The 24,612-nt window shown below is 72.2% G+C and carries 18 protein-coding genes, 1 tRNA gene and 1 pseudogene; 9 read left to right on the top strand and 11 right to left on the bottom strand.

Going from position 1 to position 24,612, the window contains the following annotated elements; all coding sequences use genetic code 11:
• Positions 1–1,104: 1,104 nt before the first annotated feature.
• Positions 1,105–1,230 (bottom strand): annotated as a pseudogene (locus KBX43_RS32275) (hypothetical protein); the annotation flags it as partial.
• A gap of 248 nt (positions 1,231–1,478) precedes the next feature.
• Between KBX43_RS32275 and KBX43_RS26715 the strand changes: the two are divergent.
• From KBX43_RS26715 to KBX43_RS26730, 4 genes are all read left to right on the top strand, one after another.
• Positions 1,479–1,565: transfer RNA gene (locus tag KBX43_RS26715), tRNA-Leu, on the top strand.
• Between the two features lie 411 nt (positions 1,566–1,976).
• Positions 1,977–2,255: a discoidin domain-containing protein gene (locus tag KBX43_RS26720; protein ID WP_210887738.1), complete on the top strand. Its 279-nt coding sequence runs from the start codon at positions 1,977–1,979 to the stop codon at positions 2,253–2,255.
• Positions 2,256–2,551: 296 nt separating this feature from the next.
• Positions 2,552–3,745, top strand: coding sequence for a hypothetical protein (locus KBX43_RS26725; protein WP_210887740.1), 1,194 nt, complete (start codon positions 2,552–2,554; stop codon positions 3,743–3,745).
• Positions 3,742–6,573 carry a right-handed parallel beta-helix repeat-containing protein gene (locus tag KBX43_RS26730; protein WP_210887744.1) on the top strand — a complete coding sequence of 944 codons (2,832 nt, stop codon included), beginning with the start codon at positions 3,742–3,744 and terminating at the stop codon, positions 6,571–6,573. Before KBX43_RS26725 ends, KBX43_RS26730 begins: the two co-directional genes overlap by 4 nt.
• Before the next feature lie 87 nt (positions 6,574–6,660).
• Here the strand turns inward: KBX43_RS26730 and KBX43_RS26735 are convergent, their stop codons facing one another.
• The 4 genes from KBX43_RS26735 to KBX43_RS26750 form a co-directional block, all read right to left on the bottom strand.
• The gene (locus tag KBX43_RS26735) at positions 6,661–8,094 is read right to left on the bottom strand and encodes a GH1 family beta-glucosidase (RefSeq protein ID WP_210887747.1); all 1,434 of its coding nucleotides are present in this window, start codon (positions 8,092–8,094) and stop codon (positions 6,661–6,663) included.
• Entirely contained in the window at positions 8,091–8,990 is a 900-nt protein-coding gene (locus KBX43_RS26740) for a carbohydrate ABC transporter permease (RefSeq protein WP_043329848.1), read from the bottom strand. Before KBX43_RS26740 ends, KBX43_RS26735 begins: the two co-directional genes overlap by 4 nt.
• A gap of 10 nt (positions 8,991–9,000) precedes the next feature.
• On the bottom strand, positions 9,001–9,933 hold the full coding sequence (locus KBX43_RS26745) for a carbohydrate ABC transporter permease (RefSeq protein ID WP_030500465.1): 933 nt from the start codon (positions 9,931–9,933) through the stop codon (positions 9,001–9,003).
• Positions 9,934–9,997: 64 nt separating this feature from the next.
• Positions 9,998–11,269 (bottom strand): ABC transporter substrate-binding protein, encoded by a 1,272-nt coding sequence (locus KBX43_RS26750; protein WP_166457305.1) that lies wholly within the window; start codon positions 11,267–11,269, stop codon positions 9,998–10,000.
• 268 nt (positions 11,270–11,537) lie between these two features.
• On the opposite strand from KBX43_RS26750, the gene KBX43_RS26755 reads away from it, so the two are divergent.
• The 3 genes from KBX43_RS26755 to KBX43_RS26765 all read left to right on the top strand — a co-directional run bounded on the left by KBX43_RS26755 (position 11,538) and on the right by KBX43_RS26765 (position 15,870).
• Entirely contained in the window at positions 11,538–12,551 is a 1,014-nt protein-coding gene (locus KBX43_RS26755; protein ID WP_043329852.1) for a LacI family DNA-binding transcriptional regulator, read from the top strand.
• A gap of 592 nt (positions 12,552–13,143) precedes the next feature.
• Complete coding sequence (locus KBX43_RS26760) at positions 13,144–14,556, top strand: glycosyltransferase family 2 protein (RefSeq protein ID WP_043329853.1); 1,413 nt, start codon at positions 13,144–13,146, stop codon at positions 14,554–14,556.
• Positions 14,557–14,646: 90 nt separating this feature from the next.
• Positions 14,647–15,870 (top strand): glycosyltransferase, encoded by a 1,224-nt coding sequence (locus KBX43_RS26765; RefSeq protein ID WP_043329855.1) that lies wholly within the window; start codon positions 14,647–14,649, stop codon positions 15,868–15,870.
• A gap of 250 nt (positions 15,871–16,120) precedes the next feature.
• On the opposite strand, the gene KBX43_RS26770 is transcribed toward KBX43_RS26765, so the two are convergent.
• The 6 genes from KBX43_RS26770 to KBX43_RS26795 form a co-directional block, all read right to left on the bottom strand.
• On the bottom strand, positions 16,121–17,911 hold the full coding sequence (locus tag KBX43_RS26770; RefSeq protein ID WP_047893889.1) for a substrate-binding and VWA domain-containing protein: 1,791 nt from the start codon (positions 17,909–17,911) through the stop codon (positions 16,121–16,123).
• Positions 17,912–17,995: 84 nt separating this feature from the next.
• The gene (locus KBX43_RS26775; RefSeq protein WP_053065508.1) at positions 17,996–19,288 is read right to left on the bottom strand and encodes a serine/threonine-protein kinase; all 1,293 of its coding nucleotides are present in this window, start codon (positions 19,286–19,288) and stop codon (positions 17,996–17,998) included.
• A 294-nt stretch (positions 19,289–19,582) separates the two neighbouring features.
• Complete coding sequence (locus KBX43_RS26780) at positions 19,583–20,143, bottom strand: NADPH-dependent FMN reductase (RefSeq protein WP_043329859.1); 561 nt, start codon at positions 20,141–20,143, stop codon at positions 19,583–19,585.
• Positions 20,144–20,154: 11 nt separating this feature from the next.
• Entirely contained in the window at positions 20,155–21,093 is a 939-nt protein-coding gene (locus KBX43_RS26785; RefSeq protein WP_209962537.1) for an ROK family protein, read from the bottom strand.
• A gap of 8 nt (positions 21,094–21,101) precedes the next feature.
• Complete coding sequence (locus KBX43_RS26790; RefSeq protein ID WP_030500471.1) at positions 21,102–21,455, bottom strand: DoxX family protein; 354 nt, start codon at positions 21,453–21,455, stop codon at positions 21,102–21,104.
• A 91-nt stretch (positions 21,456–21,546) separates the two neighbouring features.
• A complete protein-coding gene (locus KBX43_RS26795) occupies positions 21,547–21,978 on the bottom strand; it encodes a type II 3-dehydroquinate dehydratase (RefSeq protein WP_030500472.1) in 432 nt (143 codons plus the stop codon).
• Between the two features lie 332 nt (positions 21,979–22,310).
• Between KBX43_RS26795 and KBX43_RS26800 the strand changes: the two genes are divergently transcribed.
• On the top strand, positions 22,311–23,474 hold the full coding sequence (locus KBX43_RS26800; protein WP_069088797.1) for a DegT/DnrJ/EryC1/StrS family aminotransferase: 1,164 nt from the start codon (positions 22,311–22,313) through the stop codon (positions 23,472–23,474).
• The gene (locus KBX43_RS26805) at positions 23,471–24,601 is read left to right on the top strand and encodes a Gfo/Idh/MocA family protein (RefSeq protein ID WP_113972400.1); all 1,131 of its coding nucleotides are present in this window, start codon (positions 23,471–23,473) and stop codon (positions 24,599–24,601) included. The genes KBX43_RS26800 and KBX43_RS26805 overlap by 4 nt, the downstream gene beginning before the upstream one ends.
• The last annotated feature ends 11 nt before the right edge of the window (positions 24,602–24,612 follow it).

Below are 24,612 nucleotides of genomic sequence, written 5' to 3' on the forward strand. Positions count from 1 at the left end.
TGCTGGGGGCACCACGGCGCCAGGGACCGCTGGCGGCGGTGGTGGGGCGACCGGAGGACGGGGCGGTACCGGCGTCACTCCGGGGGCTGCGGGCTGCCGACCGTACGTTCCGGGTGCGACGGGGGTGACACCCTGGGCCGGGGGGACCGGCCGGACACCGGGAATCTGCGGGGCCGCTCCGGCGGCCGACGGCGGAGTCAGCGGGGCGGTGGGTTCGGCGGGCACTACCGGGAACCGGGAGGTCGCTTCCTCGGAGATCGGCGCGAAGCGGGTGGTCGCCTCCTCGGACGGCGCAGAGGGCGGCGAGGGCGGCGCCCACGGGCTCGTCGAGCCGTCCGGCCGCACGGCGGGCTGCTGGCGCGGCGGGACCGGAGGGGCGGGCTGCGGGGGAGTGCCCTGCGGGTTCGGCACGGGATACGGCGACTGCGCGGCGCCGGGCGCCGGGGACGCCGGGCCGGGGCGGGGCGCCCACTGTGCGCCGGATACCGGCGCAGCCGCGGCAGGCGTTCCCTGGGCAGCGGGGCGGGTCGGCGCGGGCGGGTACGGCTGCGGGATCGCCGGCAGCGACACGGTGGGCTCGGACAGAGCGGGACCGGAGTGCCCGGGGGAAACGGGACCGGGTTGGCCGGGCAGGACCTGTCCAGGCTGTGCGGGCACGACCGGACCGGAGTGCCCCGGCAGAGCCGGGTTGGGGGGTCCTGGCAGGGGCGGACCGGAGTGTGCCGGCGGGGCCGGGCTGTGGTGTCCCGGCAGGGTCGGACCGGGGTGCCCGGGCAGGGAAGGACCGGGGTGCGTGCCGGCAGCGGCGGCGAAGCCGCCGTGAGGTGGGCCGTAGCCGGCGGGAGCGGCGGCGGAGCCGCCGAGGTACTGGCGGGCTGCGCGTACCGCGGGGTGGTCCGGACCGAGCACGGCGGACCCGGCGGTGGCCACGCGGCTGTAGTTGCGGCGGGCCTCGTGCCGGTTGCCCAGCTCCTCGGCCACCCCCGCGAGGTCGAAGCTGAGCGCGAGCATCAGCGGGTCGCCGTCGCCCCGGCGGCGCTCGCCGGCGGCGTAGGCCTCTTCGAGTACGCGCCGGGCGGCGGCCGGGTCGTCGGCCTCGCGGTGCAGCCGGGCCAGCAGGTGACCGGTGGCCAGGACGTCCTGGTGGTCCTCGCCGTACGCCGGGCGGGCCGCGACGATCGCGTCGGCGAGCAGGCGGCGGGCGCTGGTCAGGTCGCCGGCGGCCCGCATCGCGAGGGCCTGGTGCTGGGTGGCGATCAACGGGGAGGGGTGGGACACGTGAGCAATGCTGCCCGGAATCGTCAGTTGCGCGCTACCCACCCGATTGTTGTGGCCTCTGACCTGCGCAAACGTGCGGCGTTGGTGCTGATGTGCATGATCGTTCCGGGCCGTGTACAGTAATGCCCCGTGCGGCCCGCCAGGCCGGCCGATGCGGTGAGATGATCACCTTGGCCGACCGGGTAGGCTGGTACGTGCAGGTCCGGGTGGCGGAATGGCAGACGCGCTAGCTTGAGGTGCTAGTGCCCGTATAGGGCGTGGGGGTTCAAGTCCCCCCTCGGACACCAATTTGCAGCATCCATGCTGTGTTTCGCGTACTGGTGGTCAAGCGCACTTGACCACGCAACTCTCAGCGCAGCGGCTCCCTCGATCGACCATGTCTCGATCGGGGGCGATTGTCGTGGCTGATCGTGCTGTGGCTCCCGTCATCCCGCCGGTGATGCTGGCCGACCGGGGGCAGGAGTCCCGTCGCCCCCGTGGCGGAGCGCTTCGCCGTTCGCTGTTTCCCCTGCCGGTGCTGCCGACGCCACGCGCCGGCACGATGGTGTACGGCCTGGCCGCCATCGACAGCAGCGGCAGGATCGCCGACCGCACGGTCGTCCGTGCCCTCGGATGGGGGCCGGGCACGCGGCTGCACATCCGCGAGGGCTCCGGAGTGATCGTCGTCCGGTTGGACCGGCAGGGCGTTTTTCCTCGACATGGGCGCGAGCTACTGCGTTTCGGGCCTGCGTTACCTGCCCCGGCAGGATGGCGGCTCCGGCGCGGTCAACGGACGCATCGGCCAGTACGAGGTGTACGTCAGCACCGACGGCACCAACTGGGGAACGGCCGTGGCCACTGGCGCGTTCGCCAACGACGCGAGCCAGAAGGACGTCCGGTACGCCGCGAAGACCGGGCAGCACTTGCGACTGCGTGCCGTGAGTCAGGTCGCCGGCAACCCGTGGACGTCGGCCGCGGAGATCTACGCCCTCAACTGAGGCTCGTCCGTGCGTTCCCGGGGGAGTGACCGCACGGGACGGTAAGGCATGGGGTGGCCGCCACGGAGCGGGCACCTCATGCCGTTATGAGCCGGCTGCGCCCCGGTGCCAGAGGAAAGACGCATACGAACACCAAGTATCGGTCCGCTGAACAGGGATGACATGGTGCACTCCCGAAGAGTCGACGACTTCCGGAGTCAGTCTTCACCGAGCGGCGGCATAGGTCGGATCCTTGATCTGGCAGGGATCGGGTTCACGACTGCCTCGGGTGCCCGAGGGCTCCTACGCTGAAATTTGTGGAAGATGTCGATGACGCCCGCGAGCTCGTTGAGCAGCGGATGCGCGCCACGGGGTTCGAGGAGGACATCCTCGACAAGGTCTTGGATCTGCTGGAACGCTTCGACACCGATCGGGAGAAGCTGTTCGAGGAGATGCTCTCCAAGCTGGAGCAACCGGGCTATGACGGCCTGACCGACCGGTGGGAGACCAACTGCGAGCAGGCCGAGGCGCTGATGGAGCGCCTCGAATCGGACATCCGGTCGGTGCTGGAGGACAGCCAGGCCAACGCGATGTCCGTCGACGAACGGTGGACCGCGGTCGGCCCGCGTGACTTCCTCGCCGGGGAGCGCAAGATCTGGGCGCAGGTCGCCCGGCTCGACGTCCCCGAGGTCGCCACGCTGATGAGCAAGGTCCTGGAGGCCGACCTCGCGCTCATCAAGAAGTGCGAGGAGGACCTCAAGAACGCGCGCAGCAACGACGCGATCGTCGAGCAGCTGCTCCTCAAGAACTTCGGCTCCATCCAGGACACGGTCAAGAGCCTGCTCGTCAAATACCTCCCGACTTCGGGCGCCCGCTTGATCGTCCTCTTCATGAAGGACCCGTCGTCCAAGGAAGCCGCCAACGAGGCGATCAAGAACTTCGAGAAGCTCACCGCGGAGAACCTCATGGCGGCCAAGCAGAAGCGTGCCGCGAAGCAGACGGTGGTCGACAACATCAAGCTGCTGACCGCGGCCCGCGAACAGCTCGACGAGGACTGGATCGACAAGCTCTTCGCCCGCGGCGCCGAGGCGGCGGGGAACTGGCGTGGCATCGGCGCGTCCGGCGACTACCGGGCCACCGACTGGGACTGGATGAAGGAGAACGTCCTCGACCGAGGGCTCGACACGCGGGCCGAGGCGGCCAAGGAGCAGTCCAGCAAGCTCTACGACGAGCTCTTCCCCACGCTCGTGGAGGAGAGCACCAACGCCTTCGCCCAGCTGACCGATGATCCGGGCACGCTGGCGAAGTTCAACGAGGAGCTGGAGAAGGCCTCGGAATCCCTGGAGTCGCTGCTGGCGACCGAGGAGGAATACGTCAAGGACCTGGCCGAGGGACCCTACAAGCAGACGGGCCTCGCCGCGTTCGCACAGGTCAGAGACGCGGTCAAGGTGGGCTTCAAGCTGCTCGCGGACAAGACGGAGGAAGCCGACGACGAGGTGAAGAACTCATGACCGACCTCTTCGTCGCGGCGGGCGGCCCGGCCGGCGACGGCACCCGGGCCCGGCCGTTCCACGACCCGTGGCTCGCGCTGCGGCAGGCTGCGCCCGGCGACCGCATCCACATCGCGGCGGGCACCTATACCGGGCGCGGCGAGCGCTTCTCGTGGGTCGTCGACACCCCCGAGCTGACCCTGCTCGGCGGATACAGCCCCGACTTCGCCCGCCGTACCCCCTGGCAGACACCGACGGTCTTCGCGGCAAAGACCGGCCTGCGCGTCCCGAACGAGCCGAACATGCTCCAGGGCATCGGCTGCCACGACGGCCTCGTCCTGGACGGGCTGTTCTTCGACGGGGCCGGGCGCGACGACTACGACGAGCAGGGCGGCCTGCAGCGCGCCTCCTACGGGGACGGCCCGCTGGTGAGCCTGCGCGGCGAGCGCATCACCGTCCGCGACTGCTGCTTCGCCAACGGCAGCTCCGGCGCCGTCGAGCTCGGCGGCGACTCCGTGGTCTTCGAGAACAACATCGTCGTCAACTGCGTCGGCCTCAGCCTGCTCACCGTCCGCGACGGCGCCCCCGAGACCCCGGCCGCGGTCAGCCGCAACACCTTCGCCTTCGCCCACGACGACTCCGACCCGCCGCGCGGCTCCGGCGCCGACCGGGCCGTGGGCGTACGGGTCAACGGCGCTGCCGCGATCGCCGACAACGTCTTCGTCGGCTGCGGCAACGCGGCTGTCGCCTGCCTGCGCGACGTCGGGCAGATCGCCATCGACCGCAACCTGTTCTTCGCCACACCGCGCGACATCGTGCGCAGCCGGGTGCCGGGCGCGGAGGCCGAGCTCACCGAGGAGTACGCCGCGGAGCTCGAAGACGTCGATCTGCGCTCGTCGGCCGGCAACACCGTCGGCGACCCACAGCTGACCGGGCTCCCGGCGGCGTGGCTCGACACGTACACGGTGGACGTCGCCGTCACGTATGAGCGCCCGCCGATCGCCGCCCTCAATGCGCTGCGGGAATCGGCCGGCCTCGGTGAGCTGTCGTCCGCATCAGACCGTGATGTTCAGCGGCCCGTCATGCGCCGGCTCGCCCCGGCCGAGGTGCTCGCCCTCGCGGTCGGCGCGGCGCCGGGCGCGCACCCCGCCGACCTGGCGGCGCCGGAGCCGTTCACCGAGCTCCCGGCCGGCCCGTCGTACCAGGCCGTCGACTGGGCGCGGCTCTACGAGGCCGACCCGGCGCTCGCCGGAGCCCCGGTGCAGGTGCGGGCCGGGGTCGGCTTCGACCAGAACACGCAGATCCTCCCCGAGCTCGCGGAGACGCACATCGGCGTCGCCGTCTACGAGCCCGGCACCGACAACAGCCCGTGGTGGGCGCTCGCCCCGCGCTACGGCCTCGTCCATCACCAGACCGAGGAAGCCGTACGGTATTCGCGCGGCCTCGACGTCGAGTCCACGTACCTGCTCCGCGGCACGTACCGCCTCACGCCGCCCGGCGGGCGTCAGAGCGCCACCATCGTCCTCGACTCCCTCGCGCCCGTGCTCGACGTCACGGCCCCCGAGCCGCCCCGGCCGGCCGGCCGCGACTGGTTCGTGCGGGCCGGATCCTCCGGCGGGGACGGCAGCCGCGAGGCGCCGTTCCGCGACCCGTTCCAGGCCCTCGAAAAGGCCGCCGAGGGCGACCGCATCCTCGTCGCCGCAGGTGAGTACACGGGCCGCCTGCGGTCGGGCACGTGGCGCATCCCCGTACGCAACCTGACGCTGCTGGGCGGGTGGGACGCCGAGTTCGCCGCGCGCGACCCCTGGCGGCACCCCGTGCGCTTCGTGCTCACCCCGGAGACCAAGGCGAAGGGCATCTTCGGCGATCCGGTGCTCACCGGCGAGGACTCGGGGGAGGGCCTCATCCTCGACGGGTTCATGTTCGACGGGGCGACCTACAACGCGTACGCCGACAGCGGCGCCCTCGACGCGGGCCACTCCCAGTCGGCGGCGCTGCTCGACCTGCGCGGCGGCAGCGGCGGCATCACCGTGCGCAACTGCGTCTTCGCCAACGCGGCGTACTGCGCCGTGCAGCTCAGTGCGGCGTACGGGACGTTCGAGAACAACGTGGTCGTCAACACGAGCGGCACCGCCGTCCGTGTCCAGGCACCCGGCGCGGGCCCCTGGACCATCCGCGGCAACACGGTCCTGTTCGCCGCCGACCCCACCGGCCGGGCCTCGACCGGGCAGTCCACGACCGGCTGCCTGCTGGACCTCTCCGGCCGGGGTGTCATGCGGGTCGAGGCCAACGTGCTCGCCTTCGCCGACAGCATCGCCGTCCGCGCGACCGTGCCCGACCAGAACCTGCTGCTCGACGGGAACGTGCTCGCCGCCAACCTGTACGCCGACCTCCACGACGGCCGCCACGTGCTCGTCGACGCCGAGAACCGCGACCGGGTGTTCCGCGACGCCCCGTTCGGCGCGCAGACCGGAACCCGGTTCGAGCTGCCGGCGGTGCCGGTCGACGCCGCGTACGCCGACCAGGCCGTCGGCCGCCTCTCGGCGCTGGCCGCCGCGATGCCGAAGGACGGGCTCAACGCCGCCGCGGCGGCGCTCGGCGTCTCGATCACGGCGCCGAAGATGGAGGCACCCGTCGAGGCGGCGCCCCCGGAGCCGAAGAAGGAACCGTCAGTGGCCGACCTGCTCGCGGACCTCGGCCGGGCCCGAAAGGCGTTCGAGGCGAAGGACGCGGCCCCGCCGGCCACAGACACGCCGCTGTACTGCCCGGTCTATCCGGTCGAGGCGGCGCTGAGGCTGGCCCTCGACGCCCCGCCAGGCGAGCCCGGCGCCCACGCCCCGCCTTCATGATCGAAGAGCCCGACTCCACCGAAACCGGGGCGGTTCGGTGCCGGGTGACCGCGCATACCGTTGCCGCCACGAGCCGCGGGCGGCGCTTCAGGCGGAGGTCCGTTCCCGCCACGCCCGCAAGCGGTCACGCAGCCAGTGGTAGCTGGCCTTGGGCGTACGGGATCCGGTGGCGTAGTCGACGTGGGCCAGACCGAAGCGGGGCCCGTACCCGCGGGCCCACTCGAAGTTGTCGATGAGCGACCAGTAGAAGTATCCCCGCAGATCGAGCCGGTCGTCGACGGCGGCCGCACGGGCCGCCGCCGCCAGGTGCCCGGCCACGAACGAGATCCGTTCCGGGTCCGGCTCGGGTCCGTCCCGCAGGTCGGCGCAGCCGTTCTCCGTCACGTACACGGCTGGCAGGCCCGGGTAACGGTCCGCGAGCCCGGTCAGGGTGTCGAACAGCCCTTGCGGCTCCACCGGCCAGCCCAGGTCGGTGGTGGGCAACCCGTCCGGCCGTAGCTGCCGGACCCCGATGTCGAACGCGCTGCGCAGCGCCGGGTCGGGCTGCTCGTACGGGGCGTCGGCGACGTGGACCCGGTAGTAGTAGTTGACACCGAGGAAGTCCAGCGGCGTGGAGATCACCGCCAGGTCACCGTCCCGGCGGAACGACAGATCGCTCACCCCGGCGTAGAGCCGCTCGAACCCGGGCGGGTACGCGCCGCCCAGCACCGGATCCGTGAACTGCCGGTTGAGCATGAGGTCCTGCCGGTCCGCCGCCGCCCGGTCGGCCTCGGTATCGCTGGCCGGCACGGCGGGGGAGAGGTTGAGCGTGATGCCGACGCGCGACCGCGGGCCGGCGGCGGACCGGACTGCGGCGACCGCCCTGCCGTGCCCGAGCAGCAGGTGGTGGGCGGCGGCCAGAGCGCCATGTCCTTCGGCGGTGCCGGGAGCGTGCCGGCCCTCCGCGTAGCCGACCATCGACGAGCAGTACGGCTCGTTCAGCGTGATCCAGTCCTGGACCCGGTCGCCGAGGACGCCCGCCACCGCGGCGGCGTACTCGGCGAACCACTCGGCGGTGTCCCGTACCCGCCAGCCACCCTCGTCCTCGAGCGCCTGGGGCAGATCCCAGTGGTACAGCGTGACGAACGGCCGGATGCCGTGCCCGCACAGGGCGTCGACGAGCCGGTCGTAGTAGTCGAGGCCCCGCCGGTTCACCGCGCCCCGCCCGGCCGGCATGACCCGTGGCCAGGCGACCGAGAAACGGTAGGCGTCCACGCCGAGGCCGGCCAGCAGGTCCACGTCCTCCCGCCAGCGGTGGTAGCTGTCACAGGCGACCGAGCCGGAGGTGCCGTCGTCGACGGCACCGGGGCGGCGGCAGAAGGTGTCCCAGATCGACGGCCCGCGGCCGTCCTCGTCGACCGCCCCCTCGATCTGGTACGCCGCGGTGGCCGCGCCCCAGATGAAGCCGGCCGGCAGGTCCGGCAGCTCGGGCAGGTCCGGCCGGGTTGCGGCCGCGGCGGCGCCTTGGGATGTGGTGGTCATCCCTTCACCGCCCCCTGCATGATGCCGTCGACGAGATGCCGGCCGAGGAGCATGAAGACGACGAGGATCGGCAGCGTGGCGAGCAACGTGCCGGTCAGCGTCAGGGTGTAGTCGGTGGTGTAGCCGCTGGCCAGTGCGGAGAGCGCCACCTGCACGGTCGCGTTGTCCTGCAGCACGACCAGCGGCCAGAAGAAGTCGTTCCACGCCTGCATGAAGGTGAACAGCCCGAGCACCGCCGCGGCGGGGCGGGCCGCCGGCAGGACGATGTGCCAGTACAGGCCGAACGTGCTGGACCCGTCGACGCGGCCGGCCTCCAGCAGTTCGTCGGGCACGGCGCGGCCGAGGTACTGGGTCATGAAGAAGACGCCGAACGCGGTTACCAGCCCGGGCACGATCACGGCGGTGAGGCGCCCGGTCCAGCCGAGGTCGGCCATCAGGATGTACAGCGGGATGATGCCGAGCTGGTGCGGCACCATCGAGGTGGCGATGGCCACGACGAGAAGCGCCTTTCGGCCTCGGAACCGCAGTTTGGCGAAGGCGAACCCGGCCAGGGTCGAGAAGAACACCACGGAGACGGTGATCGAGCCGCTGACGATGAAGGAGTTCACCAGGGCTCGGCCGAAGTCGGTCGTGTCGAACACGCGCGCGATGTTGTCGAAGAGGTGCCCGCCGGGCACCAGGGCCGGCGGCACCTTCGTGACGGCGTCGCTGGTCTGCGAGGACACGACGATGGACCAGTAGAGCGGGAAGACCGACCCGGCCACGACCGCCAGCAGGGCGCCGTAGCTCCAGACCGAGGCCTTGCGTGGGTACCCGAAGCTCCGGCGCCGGTGGGACCGGCGTGGCGGCGGCGAGGGCGTGGTGCCGGTCTGTACGGGGTCCGCGAGGGTGGTCACGGCGTTCTCCTCAGTCCTCGTCCTTGGCGATGCGCCGGGTGAGCAGGAAGTTGATGATCGCGAAGATGGCGATGACCAGACAGAGCGTCCAGGCGACCGCCGAGGCGTAGCCGAAGCGGAACTCCCGGAACCCCTGCTCGTACATGAACAGGGCGACGGTCTGGAACTGCCGGTCGGAGCCGCCGGTGGGCGTCTGGGAGCTGGCGAACAGCAGGGGTTCGGCCATGATCTGCAGGCCGCCGATCGTCGAGATCACCGTGGTGAAGATGATCGTCGGCCGCAGCATCGGGACGGTGATCCGCCTGAACTGCTGAGCCTGCGACGCGCCGTCGAGGTCGGCGGCCTCGTACAGGTGGTGCGGAATCGCCTGCATCGAGGCGAGGTAGATGAGGGCGTTGTAGCCGGTCCACCGCCAGGCGACGATGAACGAGATGGCCAGGTGGGAGCTCCAGGTGTTGGCCTGCCAGTCGATCGGGCCGATGCCGACGAGGCCGAGCGCCCAGTTGACCATGCCGAAGTCGCGGCCGAAAAGTTGGGTGAAGACGATCGTCACCGCCACGATCGAGGTGACGTTGGGCAGCAGCACGCCCATCCGTAGCGCGGTGCGGGCCCGCAGCCGGTGGTTGAGCAGGTGGGCGATCCAGAGCGCGGCGAGCAGTTGCGGCACGGTGGACAGCACCCAGATGCTGAGTGTGTTGCCCAGGGCGTTCCAGAAGTACGCGTCCTGCAGCATCTCGCGGTAGTTCGCGAGGCCGACCCAGCGGTGCGACCCGGAGTCGAGCAGGTCCCAGTCGTTGAACGAGACGTATGCCGTGTACAGCAGCGGGAACAGCCCGAACGCGCCGAACAGCAGGAAGAACGGCAGGATGTAGAGGTAGGGCGAGCCCTTGGTGTCGAGCCGGCTCAGGCCGGCCCGCCGGGCCTGGTGGAGGTAGGTGGCCATCGTCGATCCTTTGTCGCCGGGTGCCGCCGGCGGTCAGGGGCGACCGCCGGCGGCGCGGGTCGAGTTACTTGGCGAGGCGCTCGACGTCGCTGACCATCTGCTTCCAGGACTCGTCGGAGCTTTGCTTGCCCTGTTCGATGCGGACGAGGGCGTCGCGGATGGTGGTCTGTACGTCTCCGGCTCGCGGGCCCTGGTACTGGGGCTTGAGCTGCTTCGCCGCGGTGGTGAAGAGCTGGCCCACCGGTGCGTTGTTGAAGAAGGCGTCCTTGTACTGGGCAATGTCGGGCTTGTCGTACAGAGCCGGGATGGACGGCAGGTTGCCCCGCGCGGTGAACACCTTGGCCTGCTGTTCCGGGGCGGTCAGCCACGCCGCGAGCTTCTTGGCCTCCTCGATGTGCTTGCCCTGCTTGGGAACGGTGAGGTACGAGCCGCCCCAGTTGCCGCCGCCGCCCGGGACGCTCGCCACGTCCCACTTGCCGGCGGCGTGCTTCGCCTGGTCCTTGATCTTGGTCATCATCCAGGCCGGACACGCGATGGTGGCGAACTGGTCCTTCGCGAAGCCGTTGTTCCACTCCTGCGAGCTGCCGATCAGCTTGGCCGACAGGTTGCTCTGGATCGCCTTCACCGTCAGGTCCCAGGCCTTTCGGACATCGGGGCTGGTGCCCACGACGATGGCGTTGTCCTCGTTGTAGTACCCGACCGGGGCCTGGCCGATGATGGCGTTGAACAGTTGGCCTCCGCCATCGAAGAAGGCGCTGCCGGCCGGGGCCTTCGCCGCGTACCGCTTGCCGAACTCGATGTACTGGTCCCAGCCGCTGCCCCAGGCGGCCGACACCTGGTCGCGGTCGAAGGGCATGCCGGCCTTCTCGAACAGGTCACGCCGATAGCAGATGGCCAGGCCGCCGACGTCGGTGCCGTACCCGATCTGTTTGCCGTCCTTGGCCAGCGACGCCGCCCACTTCCAGTCGAGGTACTCGGACTGGCGGTCCTTGCCCAGGTCGACGAAGAGGTTGCCCCGCTCGCGCATCTGCGCGATGAAGCCCGTGTCGACGCCCTCGATGTCGCCCGCGCCGGAGCCGGTGGCCAGGTGGGTGATCAGGTCGCGGTGATGGTCGTTGTAGGCGGCCGTGCGCTCCTGGATCGTGATGTTCGGGTGCGACTTCTGGTACTCGGCGTACAGGTCCTGGTACCCGAAGTTGCCGAACAGGTTGACGTTCAGGGTGATCTTTTCGTTGCCGCCGCCGGAGCCTCCCTCGGTGCCGGTGCCACACGCGGTCAGCAGTACTCCGGCGGCCAGGGTGGCCGCCGCCAGTCGCAACAGTCGGTTTGGGTGCATGCCAGGGAACCCTTTCGTGCGATGTAACCGGTTACCTGAAACCGGTTACATTGTCGGCGAAGCGATGGTGGTGGGGGTGGGTGGAGTTGGATGAAGATCGGATGCCGGCCGAGTTGCGGGTGACCGCCCGGCGAGCGCCTTTCCTGGGAAGTGTGAACGGGTTCGGCTAGGGGGTGTCAAGTTACGAAACGATAACGGTCGATGCGGGTTGACCGGCGGACATCGCTGGCGCTACGGTCGTGAAACCGGTTACAGAGAAGGCACCACATTGGCCACTATCAGGGAGCTGGCGCGCCGCTCCGGCGTGTCCGTCGCCACCGTGTCCCGCGTCTTCAACACCCCCGAGGTCGTCAGCCAGCACACCCGCCAGCGCATCCTCGACCTGGCCGCCGAGATCGGCTACCTGCCGAACGGGTCGGCCCGCACGCTCGCCACGAAGAAATCCAACATGGTGGGCCTGGTATGGGACACCGACCATCGCCGCCCTGGATGGCGCCACCCATTCCTGCAGGAGATCCTCGTCGCGCTCAAGACGGCGCTCAGCGCGCACGGGCTGAACCTGCTCATGCTCGCCGGCCACGACGCGGCGGGGCCCGACGACGGGCAGCGATACGTGCGCGCCGTCCGCCAGCACAACCTCGACGGCGCGGTCATCATCGACAACGGCACCCGGGACCCGGCCGTGCTCGCCCTCGTCGAAGCCCAGGTGCCGTGCGTCGCTCTCGACCTGCGGGTCGACGGCCCGACGTCGACCTACATCACCTCGGACAACGCCGGCGGCGCGGCGCTCGCCGTCCGCCACCTCGTCGAACGCGGCCACCGGCGCATCGCCACCATCACCGGCCCGCTGCGAACCTGGCCGGGAGCCGAACGGCTCGTCGGCTTCCGGGCCGCGCTGGCCGGGGCCGGCCTGCCGCTCGCCGACGGCCACGTCGTCGAGGGAGACTTCTATCTCGACGGCGGTCACGCCGCGATGGACCGGCTGCTCGCCCTCGACGACCGCCCTACCGCGGTGTTCGTCGCCGGTGACGAGATGGCTGTCGGCGCGATGCGGGCGGCCCAGGCGGCCGGCCTACGGATCCCCGACGACATTGCGATTGTCGGCTTCGACGACATCGAGGTGGCCGCGCTGATCCCGCCCGGGCTCAGCACCGTCGCCCAGAACAAGCCCGGCTTCGGCACGGCCGCCGCCGAGGCGCTGGTCGCCATGCTGCACGGCGGCGACGACCCGCCCAAGCCGACCGTGTTGCCGACGACGCTCGTCGTCCGCGGCACCACCTGACCCGAACCGCGCGACGTCGGCGCCGTTCCGCTCTGGATCGTGCTGCTGCTCGCGGTCGCTGCTGCCGGAGTCGCTGTCACCGACCCCGCAACCGGGCCTGCCTTGAGCGTCACACCCGTGCCTGGGCGAGGTCGCGGCCGGCGGTGGCGCGAATGATCCGGGGCCAGGTCGGCGGGGCCTGCGCATTCAACCGCCTCGCCGCACTGCCGCGACCCGCCGGCTGACCCAGCAACCCCACGCCCCGACCAGCAGCACGGAGGAACCCGGCCCAGCGCCGGGCCGTCAGCATGCCAGCGAACTGGTACGCGAATCCCGAACCAACCTCATCGAACACGTCCAGTCGGCCGCGACAGCCGCAACCTGCCAGGCGTACGTGAGTTCGCCAGCCGAATCGGGCTGATCCAACCCGCTGCTTCCTGTCGCGGCTGCTGCTCCTGCGCGTGGGTGGGTTCCGGTCGGGCGGCGACTGTCGTGTCGGGACAGTGCACCCCTATAGACCCCTATTGATGCGTAGTGATGTCGTCGCGGAGCGTTATCGTCTGACGGTGTCGCCGCCCTCTGACGGCAAGATCGTCTGACGGAGAGGATCGCCATGTCGCTGCCCACCAACCCTCCGGCGCTGAGCGTGGTGATGCCGACCTACCAGGATCCGCAGTGCCTCGCGCTGACCCTCAGGGCGCTGACCCGGCAGACGCTGCCGCCGGAACGCTTCGAGGTGATCGTGGTCCGGGACGGCGGCTCGTCCGACGGGTACGCCGAGGCGCTCGCCGAGGGCGCCGGTCTCCGCCTGCGCGTGCTGGAACTCGCCGAGCGCAAGGGCCGCTCCGCCGCCCGCAACGAGGGGGCGCGCCGTGCCTGCGCGCCGCTGCTGGTCTTCCTCGACGCCGACTCGTGGGCGGTGCCCGACCTGCTGGAGCGGCACCTGGCCTGGCACAGCGTGCCCGGCAACGCGGCGGTGCTGATCGGCCGGCGGGACGAGATCGGCCTCGCTGACCTGCCGGCAGTGCTGGCCGGGGAGTCGCACGCGGTCGCACGCGCCTTTCCGCACGGCGGCGACCTGCGGTTCGCCACGGGGCTTCCCGACGACGGGGGCGAGTGGCTCCGGGCCGGCTGGGTCATCGCCTACACGCACAACATCTCGCTGTCCAGCGCGCACTTCGCGCAGGTCGGTGGCTACCGCGAGGCGTTCGGTCTGAGCTACGGCGTGGAGGACGTCGAGTTGTTCTACCGCGTCGACCGCAGCCTCCCCGACGGCGTCAACTTCGGCTACGACGACGACGCCCGGGTCGTCCACCTGCCGCACCACAAGAACATCACCCGCAACTGGATGGAGATGAAGGCCAACTTCCAGCAGGCGGCCCGGCTCTATCCGTGCCTGGAGTGGGAGTTCCTCACCGCCGTCATGGGGTACGAGGCGATCCGGCGGATCCTGCACTATCGCGCGCTCATCGACGAGTGCGTCGAGCGGTCGGCCTGCGCCATCGGCCCCGCCGCCGCGCGCCTCGCCGGCCAGGTGCGGGGGCACCGCACGCTCTGGATCGGCACCGGCCGCGCCGATTCCGGGTTGCCCGCCTCGGCGTTGACCTTCGACTACGCCGCACCCATCGGGCGGACCAACTTCCACCTGCTCGGCGTCGCCCCGCCCATGCCGTCGGGCAGCCTGGACGCGGTGATCAGCGTGGACTTCTGGCGGTACCTGCTGTGGCCGGAGCTCTGCCAGTTCATCTCGGCCTCGCTGCTGCTGGCCGGGGAGGTCCACCTGGTCGCCACCGCCGACTCGACGCCGGGGATGTGCGCCGCCGACCCGCAGACGCTGGACTACCTGCGCCAGGCGCAGGCCGCGGCCTGCACGGCCGAGCTGCGCGCGGTCGAGGGGCTCGGCCACGTACTGATCCTGCGGCCCCTCCGACCCGCGCCCGGCGCCGCGCGCCGGGTACCCGCTCAGACCGCCGCCGGGGCGCGACCCGCTGCCCTGGTGCCGGGGCGCTCCACGACGCGGGGATAGCAGATCGACGGTGCGGCCAGGCCCGACAACGCTGTCGGGTCTGGCCCAACCGCGCCCGGATCCGGCGTAAAAGACGGAAAGGCGAGTATTGTGCGCGTACTGCTGTCGACTCTCGGGTCGCGTGGCGATGTCCAACCCCTGGTGGCGCTCGCGTCGCGGTTGACGGCCCTCGGCCATCAGGCCCGCCTCTGCGCCCCGCCCGACTTCGCCCGCTGGGTGGCCAGCTTCAGGATTCCCTTCGTGCCCGTCGGCCCGCCCTGGCGCAGGTCGGCGGCGCCCAGGTCGCGGGCCGCCGTGCCAAAACCCTCGCCCGCGCAGGTACGCAAGTTCGCCGAGTCCTCCATCGGCATCCAGTTCGAGGTGCTGTCGGCCGCAGCCCGGGACTGTGACGTCCTCGTCGCGTCGACGGGCCTCCAGATCGCCGCCCGCACCGTGGCGGAGAAGCGCGGCATCCCGTACGTCTTCGCGGCGCTCTGCCCGGCGGCCCTTCCCTCACCCCACCACCCCCCGCTGCCGCTGCCGGTGCTCGGGGAGGTCCCGGCGCCCGCGTCGGCAGACAACAGCGACCTGTGGGCCGCCAACCTGCGGCACGTCAACGACACCTTCGCCGCGCCCCTCAACGCGCTGCGGTCGGCGGTGGGGTTGGGCACGGTCGACGACGTCAGCGACCACATCCACACCGACCGGCCGTGGCTGGCCGCCGACCCGGCCTTGGCACCCTGGCCGGACGTCGCCGATCCGGCCGTCTACCAACCGGGCGCCTGGCTCCTGCCCGACAAGCGGGCCCTGCCCGCCGAGCTGACGGCCTTCCTGGACGCCGGCGGGCCGTGCGTCTACGTCGGATTCGGCAGCGTCGCCGCACCCCCGGGTCTGCTGGAGACGGCCGTGCGGGCCGTGCGCGCGGTCGGTTGCCGGCTGGTCGCCTCCCGGGGCTGGGCGCCGCTCTCGCCGGTCGACCGGTCCCCCGACTGCCTGGTGGTCGGCGAAGTGAACCAGCAGGACCTGTTCCGGGAGGTGGCCGTGGTGGTCCACCATGGCGGCGCGGGCACCACGACCACGGCCGCGCGGGCCGGGACGCCGCAGGTCGTCGTACCGCAGGTGTACGACCAGCACTACTTCGCGCGCCGGGTGCCCGCGCTCGGCATCGGCACCGCACACCCCGGCTCCGTGCCGACCGTCGAGTCGCTGACCGAGGCTCTGGGCGCCGCGCTGCGGCCGGAGGTGGCCGCCCGCGCCCGCGAGTTCGCCGGCGTCGTACGCACCGACGCGGCGCAGGTCGCCGCGGAGCGGTTGGTCGTCGCACCGGGAGCCTGACCGGTGAGGCGACGCTCCAGGTACTGCGGGGGCGGGTCCGGCTGGTCGCGCCGGATCAGCCGTGGACCGGTGGGGAGGGCGACCTGCTGGTCGTCCCGGAGGCCCGGCACTCGTTGTACGCCGAGGTTAGGGCGTCGGCGGACCGGACCGGTGTCGGGGTGCTCCCTACTCCGGCCGGCGCTGTTCACCGGCGGGGCTGCGGAGACCGTCGGTCGCGCCGCGGGCTCGTGGCGAGCGGGGCGCGTCGGCGTCAGAAGCTGCTGACCAGCTTCACGAACGCTTCGTCGATCTTGGCGGGATCGGTCGCGTCGAAGGCCTTGCCCGATGATGCCTTGGCGATCCGGTCCAGGGTGGCGAAGTCCGACTCCCGGTCGAAGGCGATGCAGAACACCTTCACCGGACGCCGCGGGTCGAGGGCGACCTCGGCGAGCAGGCCGGCCAGGTCGTTGTCCTGCCGGTACTCGTTCTTGCCGTCGGTCAGCACGACGATCGCGTTGATCCGCTGCGGGTCGTACCGGTCGAGCAGCTCTCGGTGTGCGGCCCGGACCGTCGCGTAGAGCGCGGTGCCGCCGTCGACGTGCAGGCCGGCGATCTTGCTGTTGATCCGCTTCTGGTCGAACTCGCCGAGAGGGATCTCCTCCCGGTAGGGGCTCTTCGGCCGCTTCCGGGTCTCCGAGGAGAACGACCAGAGACCCACCCGGTCCTCGGTGTTGAGCAGCGCGAGGCCCTTGCCCGCCGCTGCTGAGGCGACCTGGAAGCGGGTGCGGGTGCCGACCATCGCCTGCATGGACCCGGACGTGTCCAGGGCTATCAGGATGTTGGCCTTCTTGCGGAGCGTCCGCCAGCCGTCCAGCATCGCGCCGACCACCTGCGGGTCCGGGGGCTCGAAGTAGCTCAGCCCACCGGTGGGCTCGGCGCCGACGTTGGCGAGCAGCTCCGCCGAGGCTCGGCGCTCGTGGTCCCGGAAGCCGAGGCGGGCGAAGCTCTCCTGCTGGGCGTCCTCGGTCAGGAAGGCCAGGAAGTCGGTCGCCGCCGCCCGCTGCCGCTCGTCGGCGGAGGGCAGCACCACGAACGGGTGGTCCAGGTTGAACGTGCCCTCCTTGGGGTGGACGGCGACCAGCGGGACGTTCGGCCTGCGGCCCCGCTCCTGCCCGTCCTGCCGAGGGCTCAGCGCACCCGTGTTGTAGAGGTCCACGAGTTCCTCCTGGAGGACGATGGCGCTCATGTCGTCCGTACTGCCCGCGCCGCCCGCCAGGTCCGCCTCGGCGAGGCTGCGCAGCAGGTCCACCGAATCGTCGCTGTAGTGCGACACATTGGCCTCGATCCGGCGGACGAACTGGGTGACCGCGGGGTCGGCAAGGTCGGACCGGGTCAGGTCGCTGGACCGTTGCACCGCCGCGTAGTAGGTGGCGATGGTCGCCGCCAGCCCGGAGGTGGACAGGTTGGGGTTGTCCTTGCCGAAGGTGAAGCGGCCCCACTCCGGCTTGCCGAAGCCCGCCCACCCGTCCCGCCCGGACAGGCCCAGGATCTCCCCCCAGCCCAGCGGCCCGCGCCGGCGTATCAGTTCGGCCTTGGGCTGCGGCATCGCGATCACCAGTGGGCTGTTGGCGATCGACGGGTAGCGGTCCGGCGTCTGCGGTGCTCGCCCGGCGGCTTGGTCGAGCAGCCGGAGCTGGCCGGTCCACAGGCTCGACGTCGGCAGCCAGACCTGTGGTCGCGGCAGGCCGGTGTGGGTCCAGCCGGTGGCCAGCGCCTCGGCGGCCTGGCCCGAGTTGAGCGCGCTGACGTGCACCTGGGCGCAGCCACCGCCGTCGATCGACCGGCTGCTGCGGTTGTAGCGCTCGGCCAGGTCGACCAGCAGCGCCGCCTTCTCCGTCGACGAGTTGACCTGGAGGGTGGTGGCGCAGTCGGTGCGGGGCACCTCGCTGCCCGCATCGCGCTGCTGGACGAACACGAACGCCCCGGCGATGACCACCAGCCCGGCGGTGACGGCGGCGGTGTAGGGCAACCACTGCCGCGTGCGGGTAACGGATGGGGTCATCGGGGCGTCCTCCTCGGCGGGCGGCTGGTGGCCGTCAACCTATCGATCCGGCGCCAGCCGGCGACCCGGACCCCTGCCGCGGCGTCACGGGCGGTCGGACCGTCCCCCGACCGCCGTAGCGACCAGCAGCCGGACCAGGTAGACCACGACGAAGGCGACCGCCCCGACTGCGGCGGCCGGGCCGATCGCGCTCGACGCGACGTAGCCGGCGGCGGCGCCGGCCGAGCCGAGGAAGAGCGCTGTCGAGATGCCCCAGGCGTCGAGGGCCTCACGACGCAGTCGCCGCAACGCGCCGCCGGACCCGGCGCCGACGCCGGGCTCCGTCGCCGGCAGGTACGCCGGCTGGGTCGTCATCCGTGGGTGTGCCGGCTGCGTCGGCCGGGCCTGGGTCGGCACCGTCGGCTGTGGCTGTGGCTGTGGCTGCGTCGGGCGCGGCTGCGGTGCCGTCGGCGTGATCCGGGGAAGGGGATGGTTCGGCGTCGGCGTGCCCGCGGTCTCGTTGCCGACCTCGAGCAGGCTCTCCCGACGTAGCGGCACGGTGGCCGTGGCGTCCTGCCGCAGCAGCCGCACCAGCACCTGCTCGGCACCCGGCCGATCCGCCGGATCCTTCGCCAGGCACTCCCGGATCAGCTCGTCCAGCACCGGAGGCAACGCCGGCAGGTCGGGCGGATCGTGCAGCACCCGGTGCATCACGGCGAAGAGCGAATCATCGCCGAAGGGTGGCCGGCCACCGGCAGCGAACGCGATCGTGGCCGCCCAGGCGAAGACGTCGCAGGGCGGACCGACCGCGTCGTTGCGGAACCGCTCGGGTGCCATGTACGCGGTGGTCCCCATGACCCGGCTGGACGCCGTCTCGGTCACCCCTAGCGCGCGAGCGATGCCGAAGTCGATCACCCTAGGGCCGTCCCTGCCCAGCACCACGTTGTCCGGCTTCAGATCGCAGTGCACCACGCCGGCACTGTGGATCGCGGCGAGCGCGGTGACAGTGCCGACCGCGAGCCGGTGCAGGGCGTTACCGGTCACCGGGCCGCGTTCGCGGACGTGCCGGTGCAGGGTCGGGCCTTCGATGAACTCACTGACCACGTAGGGACGCTCGCCGTCGACCTCGGCGAAGAGCACCTGCGCGGTGCAGAACGGAGCGACCCGGCGCGCGGCGGCGATCTCCTTCACGAACTGCGACCGCGCCCGTGGATCAGTCAGATCGACGTTGACCATCTTGACCGCGACGCGGTCACCAGCGTCGTCCTCACCGAGGTAGACGACCCCCTGCCCACCCGCGCCCAGCCGGCCGAGCAGCCGATACCGGCCGGCGGTGACCGGGTCGTGCGTCCACAGCTTCGCCAATCCTGGCACCGGCGTGCCGGCCAGTTCTGACATCCCGACTCCATCAGTGTCGTGCCCGGCCACCGGCGGCGCAGGGCACGGCCATCGTGTCATGCCGCAGCGACGACAGAGGACAGCCGATCATGGGTGGAGGCCACCGCCGCCGGTGGTCTCGCGGTGGCGGTCGCCGCACTGCGCGGGCCGGCCCGGCCTACGACGGCGGGCGTCCCTCCAGGGTGTCCCTTCGTCCTCCGCCGGGGCCGGCGCGAACTCGTTTCCCGCCGTGCCGTGCCGGGCGGGTCGATGCCGGTGCCCGACCCCGGTCGCCGACGCGCAGCCGCAGCGGCGTCAGGCCCGGCGCAGCGTCCGCAGTGTGCCGGCCCAGGCGACCACCTCGTCGAGCATGGTGCCGAGGGCCTGCTCGTGGTGCGCGGCCGGCCGGAAGTCGCGGAAGTTGACGAAGTCGGTCGTCAGAGAGAGCGCGACCTGGGAGCGGACGTCGGCGACGCCGAGCTGCCCGAGAACCAGCCGCAGGTGCTCCGCCGCCCGGGTGCCGCCGTGCACGCCGTAGCTGACGAGGCCGGCGGCGGCGTGCTGCCACTCCTGGTAGAGGAAGTCGAGGGAATCCTTCAGCGCGCCCGGGATGGAGTGGTTGTACTCCGGCGTGACGAAGACGAAGCCGTCGAACCCGGCCACGGTCGCCGCCCAGCGGCGTACGGCCGGGCGTCGCGACGGCGCCATCGACGGCGGCAGCACCTCGTCGAAGTGTGGCAGGGCGTAGTCGGCGATGTCGACCAGTTCGACAGTGGCGTCGCCCCGCTTGGCGGCGACGTCGCGCACCCAGCGGGCCACGGCGTCGGCCTTGCGGCCGGGTCGCGTGCTGCCGACGATGACACCGATCCTGACCATGCTGCTCTCCTCTAGGCGATGGGGACGGGGCGCGCGGGAGCCGACGTGCCGGTCAGGTCACGAGCCAGCTCCACCGCGCCGTGCAGGGACGACAGCCCGCCGAGGGCGGCGGGACGCACCGGTGGCGCCGGGCGCCCGGGCCGGCCGGCGCGACGTGCCCGTTGCGCGACGAGCGGCACGAAGCCGGGCAGGCCGGCGGCGAACCCGCCGCCCACGATCGCCAGCGCCGGATCGAGGATCTCGCCGAGGCTCACCACCGCCGCCGCCAGCGCCCGGCAGCTCTCCTCGACCGCAGCCACCGCCCAGGGCTCGCGCCCGTCGAGTCCGGCCCGTAGGTCGTCGAAGCCCACCTCGCCGCCCCGGCGGGCGGCGGCGCGGCGCAGGGTGGCGGGGCCGGACGCGACGGACTGGAGGCAGCCGTGCCGGTCGCAGTCGCAGCGCTCACCGTCGAGGGCGACGACCATGTGGCCGATCTCGGCGGAGGACCGGCCCGGCACCGGCCGGCCGGCCAGCACGACGCCGCCGCCGATCCCGGTGCCGACGCCCAGGTAGACCACGTCGTCCGCGCCGGCGCAGCGTGCCTCGGCCAGGGCGGCGAGATCACCGTCGTCGGCGACGGCGGTCGCCGCGTCGGGAAAGAGGCGGCGCAGCGCGCCGGTGAGGTCGAGGCCCGCCCAGCCGGGGCGCCCAGGCCAGGTGGTGACGATGCCCCCGGTGTCAGTGGTCGCCGGCATGGCCACCCCGACCGCGTCCACCGGCCCCCACCGGTCGAGCAGCCGGTCCACCTCGACGGCCAGCACCGTCAGGTCGTCGGCCGGGTCGGCGGCCCCCCGGGGCCAGCGGAAGGTCCGGTCGTACGCCGGCCGCCCGGGTGCCTCCGCGTGCAACGCGACCTTGGTGCCGCCGACGTCGATGCCGAGGACGCCGCCGTGGCGCTGCGGACCGGACACGGCCGGCCTCAGCCCAGCCGCACGTGCAGGTAGACGAGCGCCAGGGCGGCGACGGCAAAGATCACCGGCGTCAGGATCGTCGCGGCCGGGTCCTTCGCCCGGGCGTGGTAGACGACCGCGCCCGTCATCTGCAGGGCGAGACCGATCGCCGCCGCGATGCCCAGGGGCGGCCAGAGCAGGCCGAGCAGCAGCCCGGCGACCGCGGCGAGTTCCAGCACCCCCAGCACGCGGGTCAGCCCCGGCGAGACGCCTAGGTGGTCCATCCGCTCGCGCATCTGTGCCTGCCCGGTGAGCTTCGGCACGGCGGTGCCCGCGAACACGGCCGCGAGGACGAGGGTCAGGACGAGGACGGGAATCTCCACGTGAGGTCCTTCGGGAAGAGTCGGGACGTGCGGACGACCGTACCGCCGGCACGCCGGCGCCCACGGCAGCGGACGGCGGGGTGCCCGGTCGTCATCGGACGGTTGCGGTGAGGGCGCGCGCGGCCAGCCGGTAGCCCAGCGCTCCGAGCCCGACGATCACCCCGCTGGCCAGCGGGGCGATCACCGAGTCGTGCCGGAAGCTCTCCCGCGCCCACACGTTGGACAGATGCACCTCGACGAAGGGCCGGGGGTAGTTGGCCAGCGCGTCGCGCAGGCTCCAGCCCGCGATCATCAGGGCGCCCGGGTTGACGATCGCGCCCACCGTGTCGTAGCTGTTCTGGATCGTACGGATCAGCGCACCCTCGCAGTCGTGCTGCTCGGCGACCACACCCCAGCCCCGGGCGGCGACCTCCTCGCCGACGGCGCGTTCGATGTCGTCCAGGGTGTCGGTGCCGTAGATCTCCGGTTCCCGCCGGCCGAGAATGCCCAGGTTCGGGCCGTTCAGCAGCAGCACGTCCGACACGCTTCACCTCGTGGGGCACGGCCCTGGTCCCGCAGAGCCTGATGACTGGTCACCGCAGTCTTACTACGCCGACGGCTCCCGGCGAACCGGCGGCGCCCGACGCACGGCGGACTAAGGGGTGGCTAGGGGCTGTTAGGGGCGGTGACCGCGTATCCGCGTCGGTTACCGTCCTCCCTGCTGAAGCGACGCCGTCGGCTCCAGACGGAGGCGTCACGTACCGCGCGGCCATCCGGTGCTCCGCTGCGCCCGGCCCGCGCACCGGCGGTCTCGGGTCGTCCCGCCCGATGGTCCGCCCAAGCCCCTGGTCTGCCCGAGTTGGGAAGTGGGAAGTCATGAGTGGTCAGCCCTCGACGGTGTCCGAGTTCCCCGAGTGGCCGCAGTACGGCGACGAGGAGCGAACCGGACTGATCCGCGCCCTCGAACAGGGTCAGTGGTGGCGGATGGGCGGCAGTGAGGTCGACTCCTTCGAGCGGGAGTTCGGTGACTACCACGGCAGCCCTCACGCGCTTGCCGTCACCAACGGCACCCACGCGCTGGAAGTCGCGCTGGAGGTGCTCGGCGTCGGCCCCGGTACGGAGGTGATCGTCCCGGCGTTCACGTTCATCTCGTCCTCGCTGGCCGCGCAGCGTCTCGGCGCGGTCGCCGTGCCGGTCGACGTCGACCTGGACACCTACTGCGTCGACCCCGCCGCCGTCGAGGCCGCGATCACCCCCCGTACCAAGGTGATCATGCCGGTGCACATGGCCGGGCAGTTCGCCGACATGGACGCGCTCGACAAGCTCGCCGCCGACGCCGGGGTGGCTCTGCTGCAGGACGCGGCACACGCCCAGGGCGCGCAGTGGCGCGGCCGGCGGGCCGGCGCGCTCGGCTCGGTGGCCGCCTTCAGCTTCCAGAACGGCAAGCTCATGACCGCCGGCGAGGGCGGAGCGGTCGTCTTCCCCGACGAGGAACTGCGCGAGCGGGCATTCCTCGTGCACAGCTGCGGCCGGCCCCGCACCGACCGCGAATACCTGCACAGCACCACCGGCTCGAACTACCGGATGAGCGAGTTCACCGCCGCTGTGCTACGCGCCCAGCTGACCCGCCTCGACGAGCAGATCGCGCTGCGCGAGCAGCGCTGGCCGCTGCTGTCGAGCCTGCTCGCCGAGATCCCGGGCGTCGTGCCGCAGGCGACCGACCCCCGCACCGACCGCAACCCGCACTACATGGCGATGTTCCGTATCCCCGGGATCGGCATCGAGCGTCGCCGTGCCGTGGTGGACGCGCTCATCGCCCGGGGCGTCCCGGCGTTCGTGGCGTTCCGGGCGATCTACCGGTGCGAGGGCTTCTGGAAGGCCGGCGCGCCCGACGAGTCGGTAGAGGAGATCGCGGCCCGCTGCCCCAACACCGAGCAGATCCACTCCGACTGCCTCTGGCTGCACCACCGCACGCTGCTCGGCACGGAGCAGCAGATGCACGAGATCGCCGCCGTGCTCGCCGACATCCTCGCCGGATGACGGCCCGGCCCCCGGCCGCGGCCGGCCGGCCGGTGCGGGTCGCGGTGGTCGGCCTCGGCTGGGCCGGGCGGGAGATCTGGCTGCCCCGGCTCGCCGCACACCCCGGCTTCGAGGTGGTCGCCGTGGTCGACCCGCAGCCCGTGGTGCGCGATCGGGCCCGCGACACGCACGCCGTCGCGTCCGCGTACGCCGACGTCGAGGACCTGCCCGCCGGAACGGTCGACCTGGCGGTGGTCGCCGTACCGAACCACCTGCACGCGGTCGTCGCCGTCCGGCTGCTGCGCCGGGGCGTACCGGTGTTCCTGGAGAAGCCGGTCTGCCTGACCTCCGCCGAGGCGGGCATCCTGGCCGACGCGGAGCGCGACGGCGGCGCGGTGCTGCTGGCCGGCAGCGCCGCCCGTTACCGGGCCGACGTCCGGGCGCTGGCCGACGTGACCGGTGAGCTGGGCCCGATCCGGCACGTCGATGTGGCCTGGGTTCGCGCCCGAGGGGTGCCCGACGCGGGCGGCTGGTTCACCCGCCGCGACCAGTCCGGCGGGGGCGCGCTGGTGGACCTCGGCTGGCACCTGCTCGACACGGTGCTGCCGCTGCTCGGCCCGGCCCGGGTCACTCACGCGATCGGCAGCGTCTCGGACGACTTCGTCAACGACAGCGCCGCCCACGCCGCCTGGCGCGGCGGGGCCGACACCGCAGGCCATGTTCCCGGCGACGTCGAGGACACCGCCCGGGGGTTCCTGCTCACCGACACCGGCGCCTCCGTCGCCCTGCACGCCTGCTGGGCCTCGCACGAGTCGCTGGACCGCACCACCGTCACCGTGCACGGCGCCGCGGGGTCGGCGACGCTGCGCTGCACGTTCGGCTTCAGTCCCAACCGGGAGCCCACGCCGGTGCTGACGCGTACCCGCGACGGCCGGACCGCGCGGCTGCCGCTGCCCGGGGAGCCGATCGGCGCGGAGTACGACCACCAGCTCGACGCCCTGCCCGGGCTGCTCGCCGACCCGGCCGCCCGGGGCGCGGCCGTCGCCGAGGCCCGCCGGACCATCGACATCATCGAACGGATCTACCAGTGCGCCCGGCCCACCCGGCCGGAGCGCCAGCACGCACTGGTGGGCCATCGCGCCGGGTGAGAACCACCGTC

This window comes from Micromonospora sp. C41 (assembly GCF_018070485.1).
Lineage (GTDB): Bacteria > Actinomycetota > Actinomycetes > Mycobacteriales > Micromonosporaceae > Micromonospora > Micromonospora chalcea.

Excerpts from the sequence above, each read along its gene's own strand:
- KBX43_RS26720 (WP_210887738.1), top strand. The coding sequence starts at position 1,977 with ATGGGCGCGAGCTACTGCGTTTCGGGCCTGCGTTACCTGCCCCGGCAG.
- KBX43_RS26730 (WP_210887744.1), top strand. The coding sequence starts at position 3,742 with ATGACCGACCTCTTCGTCGCGGCGGGCGGCCCGGCCGGCGACGGCACC.
- KBX43_RS26735 (WP_210887747.1), bottom strand. The coding sequence starts at position 8,094 with ATGACCACCACATCCCAAGGCGCCGCCGCGGCCGCAACCCGGCCGGAC.
- KBX43_RS26745 (WP_030500465.1), bottom strand. The coding sequence starts at position 9,933 with ATGGCCACCTACCTCCACCAGGCCCGGCGGGCCGGCCTGAGCCGGCTC.
- KBX43_RS26750 (WP_166457305.1), bottom strand. The coding sequence starts at position 11,269 with ATGCACCCAAACCGACTGTTGCGACTGGCGGCGGCCACCCTGGCCGCC.
- KBX43_RS26760 (WP_043329853.1), top strand. The coding sequence starts at position 13,144 with ATGTCGCTGCCCACCAACCCTCCGGCGCTGAGCGTGGTGATGCCGACC.
- KBX43_RS26770 (WP_047893889.1), bottom strand. The coding sequence starts at position 17,911 with ATGACCCCATCCGTTACCCGCACGCGGCAGTGGTTGCCCTACACCGCC.
- KBX43_RS26775 (WP_053065508.1), bottom strand. The coding sequence starts at position 19,288 with ATGTCAGAACTGGCCGGCACGCCGGTGCCAGGATTGGCGAAGCTGTGG.
- KBX43_RS26780 (WP_043329859.1), bottom strand. The coding sequence starts at position 20,143 with ATGGTCAGGATCGGTGTCATCGTCGGCAGCACGCGACCCGGCCGCAAG.
- KBX43_RS26800 (WP_069088797.1), top strand. The coding sequence starts at position 22,311 with ATGAGTGGTCAGCCCTCGACGGTGTCCGAGTTCCCCGAGTGGCCGCAG.
- KBX43_RS26805 (WP_113972400.1), top strand. The coding sequence starts at position 23,471 with ATGACGGCCCGGCCCCCGGCCGCGGCCGGCCGGCCGGTGCGGGTCGCG.